Origin of the sequence: Sphingomonas sp., from assembly GCF_040398505.1 — a bacterium.
Taxonomy (GTDB): domain Bacteria; phylum Pseudomonadota; class Alphaproteobacteria; order Sphingomonadales; family Sphingomonadaceae; genus Sphingomonas.
Window position 1 is genome coordinate 3,771 of the sequence record NZ_JBBATX010000092.1, and the last position, 3,364, is coordinate 7,134.

Annotated in this window: 4 protein-coding genes; 3 read left to right on the top strand and 1 reads right to left on the bottom strand. The window is 66.4% G+C overall.

The genetic code is table 11. From position 1 onward, the window contains the following. The coding region (locus tag ABWP09_RS11220; RefSeq protein ID WP_353205231.1) for a DUF2218 domain-containing protein at nucleotides 1–122 on the top strand (122 nt) is incomplete at its 5' end. 31 nt (nucleotides 123–153) lie between these two features. Here ABWP09_RS11220 and ABWP09_RS11225 read toward each other — a convergent pair. Further along, on the bottom strand, nucleotides 154–1,314 hold the full coding sequence (locus tag ABWP09_RS11225) for a glycosyltransferase family 4 protein (RefSeq protein ID WP_353205224.1): 1,161 nt from the start codon (nucleotides 1,312–1,314) through the stop codon (nucleotides 154–156). A 193-nt stretch (nucleotides 1,315–1,507) separates the two neighbouring features. Here ABWP09_RS11225 and ABWP09_RS11230 point away from each other — a divergent pair, with 193 nt between their 5' ends. Then, nucleotides 1,508–1,891, top strand: a complete 384-nt coding sequence (locus tag ABWP09_RS11230; RefSeq protein WP_353205232.1) for an endonuclease domain-containing protein — start codon at nucleotides 1,508–1,510, stop codon at nucleotides 1,889–1,891. An 11-nt stretch (nucleotides 1,892–1,902) separates the two neighbouring features. Further along, nucleotides 1,903–3,273: a DNA repair protein RadA gene (radA, locus tag ABWP09_RS11235; protein WP_353205225.1), complete on the top strand. Its 1,371-nt coding sequence runs from the start codon at nucleotides 1,903–1,905 to the stop codon at nucleotides 3,271–3,273. Nucleotides 3,274–3,364 lie beyond the last annotated feature (91 nt).

Below are 3,364 nucleotides of genomic sequence, written 5' to 3' on the forward strand. Positions count from 1 at the left end.
CGCTGGACGTGCGGATCGACGCGACCTCGCCAGAACAGCTCGACGGGCTTAAGGGCGCGGTTGCCCGTCACGTCGATCGCTTCGCGTTTCGCGAGGCGCCGCTGGCCTATGACTGGGAATAGCGGCTCCCCTCCCTGACAGGGAGGGGAGGCATCAGGTGCCGCCGCCCGGCGCCCGCCGCTCCAGTACCCGCAAATAGGTATCGAGCACGACCTGGTTGATCCGGTCCCACTGATACGTCTCGGCCTCGGCATGGCCCGCTGCCCCGGCCGCAGTCCGGAAGGCATCGTCTTCGCAAAAGCGCTGCAAAGCATCGGCATAGCCCGCAATGTCGGTCGGCGGGACGATCAAGCCGGTCACGCCGTCGTCGATCAGCCCGACCGCGCCGCTCGCGCGCGCCGCGACGACCGGGACACCCGCTGCCATCGCCTCCAGCGTGACGTTGCCGAAGGTTTCGGTCAGGCTCGGGTTGAAAAACACGTCCATCGAGGCGACCGCGCGGCCAAGATCGTCGCCGGTCAGGAACCCCGCGAAGACCGCATCGGGCACATGGTGCGCGAACCAGTCCTTGGCCGGGCCTTCGCCGACGACGAAGGTGCGATGCTTCACGCCGCGCGCGTCGAGCGCGCGGATCGCCTGCGCAAACACGTCGAGGCCCTTTTCCTTGACCAGCCGCCCGAGAAACCCAACGAGGATCTCGTCATCGCCAATCCCCAGGCTGCGCCGCCACGCCAGATCGCGCCGCGCGGGGGTGAAGCGTGCATGGTTCACCCCGCGCGACCAGCGCGTGACCGGCGTCTGCACGCCCCAGTCGCGCAGGATTTCGCCCATCATCTGACTGGGGGCGAGGACTTCGTCGACCCGGCTGTAAAAGCGCTTCTGGATGTTGATCATCGGGCGGACGAGGAAGCCGAGACCGTAATACTGCATGTAGGTTTCGAAGCGCGTATGGTACGAGGCGACACTCGCGATGCCATGCGCCTCGGCATAGTTCAGCGCCTTGTGGCCAAGCCGATCGGGCGCCGAGACATGGATCATGTTGGGCGCGAACGCGTCGAGATCGCGGCGCACGCGGTGCCCCATGCCGCGCGTCAGCTTATATTCGCCGCGCAGCGGGATCTTGAGCGACGGGGCGCTGACCAGGTCGCCGGTCGGCGGGAAGGCCGGCGTCCGGCTGGTCGGCGCATAGATCCGCACCTTCACACCGCGGCTGAGCAAATGCCCGACGAGGAGGTTGAGGGTCTGGTTCGCGCCGTCCCGCGTATAATTATAGTTGCCGCTGAAAAGTGCCACGCGGAGGTCGGAAGCTTGCATCGGGGTCGCCATAGCGAAGCGGGAGGGCTGTGACTATCTCCCGCAACTTTTCTCGCCTCTCTGCTAACAACGGGTGATGGTTCTAATTCTCCCTCCCGCCTTCGCGGGAGGGTAGGGGAGGGTTTTCTTCTTTCTTCTTGTTCTTCCTTCGTTCTTAAAATAAGCTTGCCACATGTACCCAGTCCGCCGCCAGATGATCCCCCACGCCGCGCGCCTTCGCCGTGAGCGGAGGGATGTTGAGAATGCAATCTGGCAGGCGACCAGGAACCGCCAGTGCGACGGGTTCAAGTTCCGGTTTCAAGCGACCATCGGCGCGTTCGTCGTCGATTTCCTGTGCGTCGAAGCAAGGTTGATCGTCGAACTCGACGGCGCCCGGCATAACGAGGCGACGGATTCCTCTCGTACGCGCTTCTTGGAGGCGAGGGGGTATCGCGTGCTTCGCTTCTGGAACGGCGACGTCGTCGAGAACCGCGACGGCGTGCTGGAGGCAATTCGCCTGGCACTTGCCGCTCGCATGGCGGAAAGAAGAAGACCCTCCCCTAACCCCTCCCGCGAAAGCGGGAGGGGAATTAGATAGACGCTCACCACATGGCCAAACCCCAAAAACGCTACGTCTGTCAGGCTTGCGGCTCGGTGTCGCACCGCTGGGCCGGGCAATGCGCCGATTGCGCCGCGTGGAACACGCTGGTCGAGGAGGCCGGGGCGACCGTCACGCCGTTTCAGGCCAAGCATAATCTCCAGTCCGGCGGGCGGACGATGCAATTGGTCGGGCTTGATGCCGAAATCAGTCTGCCCGAGCGGATGCCGTCGGGAATCGCCGAGTTTGACCGGGCATTGGGCGGCGGGTTCGTCGAGGGATCGGCGACCTTGATCGGTGGCGATCCGGGGATCGGCAAGTCGACCTTGTTGCTGCAGGCCGCCGCCAAGATGGCGCTGGCCGGGCTGCCGGTCGCCTATGTCTCGGGCGAGGAAGCGGCCGATCAGGTGCGGCTGCGCGCGCGGCGGCTCGGGCTGGGACATGCCCCGGTGATGCTCGCGGCGGCGACCTCGACGCGCGATATCCTCACCACGCTGGGCAAGGGCACGCCGCCTGCCTTGCTCGTGATCGATTCGATCCAGACGATGCACAGCGATCTGATCGAGGGCGCGCCCGGCACCGTCAGCCAGGTGCGCGCGTCGGCGCAGGAACTGATCCGCTTCGCCAAGGAACGCGGCACGGCGGTGGTGCTGGTCGGGCACGTCACCAAGGATGGCAGCATCGCGGGGCCGCGCGTGCTCGAACATATGGTCGATACCGTGCTGAGCTTCGAAGGCGAGCGCAGCCACCAATATCGCATCCTGCGCGCGATCAAGAACCGCTTCGGCGGCACTGACGAGATCGGCGTGTTCGCGATGGTGGCGGAGGGTTTGGCCGAAGTTTTAAATCCTTCCGCCTTGTTCCTGACGCAGCGTGAGCAAGGCGTGACGGGCACCACGGTGTTCCCCGCGCTTGAGGGGACGCGACCGGTGCTGGTCGAGATTCAGGCGCTGGTCGTACGGCTGGCGAGCGGCGCGACCCCGCGGCGCGCAGTGGTCGGCTGGGACAGCGGGCGACTCGCAATGGTGCTCGCGGTGCTCGAGGCGCGCTGCGGGCTCAGCTTCTCGTCGAGCGAAGTCTATCTCAATATCGCGGGCGGATACCGCGTGCAGGACCCTGCCGCCGATCTGGCGGTGGCGGCGGCGCTGGTGTCGGCGTTGTCGGAACGGCCGGTCGCGGCCGACGCGGTGGTGTTCGGCGAACTTGCCTTGTCGGGCGAAATCCGCCCGGTCGCGCACGGGGCGCTGCGGCTGAAGGAAGCGGGGAAACTGGGGTTCGAACGCGCGCTGGTGCCGGCGGCGGTGGCGGACGACAAAAGCGGGCTGACGCTCACCGGGTTCAGGACGCTCGGCGGCTTTGTCGACCATATGCTGGGGCGCTGACGATGCGCACGCGGCTGAGCGTGTGCCGCCGCAAGCGGGTGTTTGCGAGCGAGGAGGAAGCGCGCGCGGCGGTCGTCGGGGAGGCCGTGCT

What these genes read in the sequence shown, in the direction of transcription:
- ABWP09_RS11225 (WP_353205224.1), bottom strand. Translation starts at nt 1,314, where the DNA reads ATGCAAGCTTCCGACCTCCGCGTGGCACTTTTCAGCGGCAACTATAAT.
- radA (WP_353205225.1), top strand. Translation starts at nt 1,903, where the DNA reads ATGGCCAAACCCCAAAAACGCTACGTCTGTCAGGCTTGCGGCTCGGTG.
- ABWP09_RS11230 (WP_353205232.1), top strand. Translation starts at nt 1,508, where the DNA reads ATGATCCCCCACGCCGCGCGCCTTCGCCGTGAGCGGAGGGATGTTGAG.